Raw genomic sequence first — 1,906 nt, forward strand, 5'->3', positions numbered from 1 at the left:
TACCCCTCAGGGGGACATTCAAGGCATCAGAACCTGCAGGAATTCCAGACCTGTCTTTTTTGAATTGTCATCCTGAGTTGTTTTCATAGCCACAGGAGTGTGTACAGTGGCCGAGTCTTTGCTGAGTTTTTCTGAAGTGTTGTTATTTGGGCGTTTGATCGACGACATGAAAATAGTCCCCAAATTTGCGGGGGCTGCTGTTGGCACGGTTGGCAATATGCCGAAATTGGAAGGTGCCAAAGTAAACGGCGAAACTGTTGTGCCAGATGACAAAGTTCTGGTTATGGCTCAGAATGACAAGGCCGAAAATGGCCTCTATGAAGTTGGATCGGGAAGTAACAACCCTTGGATTCATCAGCGCCAATTTCCCCAAGGCACTATACTTGAGGTTGCTCACGGTTCCCGGCAAGGTTTGTGGAAGCAGGTCGGCGATTATGACGCTGGGCAGCAGGACTATTCCAGGGCGGGAAAACGGCGGCAGAAAGGCCGGGGCAGAAACAACCTGCTTGGCGATCAGCTAAGCGATGATGCGAATCTTGCTCGTATCTACGGGTTTTCCTACGAAGGAACCTACTTTGAGTTGCCGGAGCCGGTGATTTTCCTTGTGCATGGTGACGGTGACAGTGCGACGGGTCCAGAAACGCCTGCCGGTCAGGTTCAGGTTTCCCGGGCACCGCTGAACCCTTCCGTGACCGGGGTTGCCTCGGCAGAGTATCAGATCGCAAACGACATCCGGGTCTGGGATTATGATAAGGCCGATTACTCGATCCGGATGGATGTGATGACCGGCATGCTGGAACAAGTGCTGCTGGATGTCTATTTCGGTGACGGCGGACCTTCGGTCAGCGGCGCCAAGGTCAGTGGCGCCAAAGTCAGCGGCGCCAAGGTCAGTGGTGCCAAAGTCAGCGGCGCCAAGGTGAGCGGAGCGAAAGCACGCGGAACCGGCGACTGAGCCTGAGTATCTGGCAGAGGTTTGCTGCGGCTTAATAAGAAAGGGTTGGTGTCCCTATCCTGGGCGCTGGCCTTTTAGAAACCGGCTTTCTTCAGACCTTCGACAAAATGCTGGGTGTCTTCTTCCAGCCGGTCGGGCTGCACTTCGGTCCAGCGTTTCAGTGAGAAATTCGGATGTGCTTCGCGGTGCCGGGCGGCCATGTCCCGGGCCAGTTCCATCTTGCCCATCTGTGCATAGCTGGCGGCCAGCATCCGCTGTCCCTCGGTCGGGTTGTTCATCTTGGTGAGCGTTTCGATGACTGCCTCATAGTGCTTGAGGTTGTAGTAGGCGCCGCCCAGGTGCCAGAGGTATTGATCGGGAAAATAGGGGTTCAGCCGCATTGCCTGCTGCAGGCTTTCGATGGCTGTTTCATTGTCGCCGGAATGGGCCAGTGCATCAGCATAGTCCGACAGAAGGTCGGCATCGTTCGGATTAAGCGCAAGGGCGCGCCGGTAGGCGCCAATCGCCGCGTCATGCTCTTTACGGTAAAGATGCACAAAGCCCAGCTCGCCGAAACCGCGGGCATCGGTCGGGTCGAGCTCCACCGCTTTTTGGGCATAAGACAGAGCCGTGTCCAACGCGTGTTCGGCGTCTTTGGCCCAGGAATAGCGCCAATCAATGTTCAGGGTGCGTGAAATCGCGGCCGAGGCCCGGGCATAATCCTGGTCCCGCGCAAGGGCCCGTTCGTACAGGGTTTGGGCTTCGCGGTTATCCTGCCTGGTGTAGCGGAAAATAAACTGCTGCCCGCGCAGAACAAAGCCATAGGCGGCGAGGTCAGACGGTGCTGCCTGCGCCATCCGTTTGCGTTCCTGGGCTTCGATCAGAACGGCCGTTGCCGCCACGATTGCATCGGTCACCTCGTCTTGGATGGCAAAAATATCGTCGATGTTCCGGTCATAGCGCTCGCCCCAGATC

At 56.5% G+C, this 1,906-nt stretch carries 2 protein-coding genes; one reads left to right on the forward strand and one right to left on the reverse strand.

Annotated features, from left to right (window positions below; all coding sequences use genetic code 11):
* The first annotated feature begins 106 nt into the window (after window positions 1-106).
* Complete coding sequence (locus A2I95_RS34450; protein WP_027256571.1) at window positions 107-952, forward strand: hypothetical protein; 846 nt, start codon at window positions 107-109, stop codon at window positions 950-952.
* Between the two features lie 74 nt (window positions 953-1,026).
* Here A2I95_RS34450 and A2I95_RS34455 read toward each other — a convergent pair.
* A partial coding sequence (locus A2I95_RS34455; protein ID WP_291737032.1) for a tetratricopeptide repeat protein occupies window positions 1,027-1,906 on the reverse strand: 880 nt, incomplete at its 5' end.

The organism is Leisingera sp. F5, assembly GCF_001593695.1.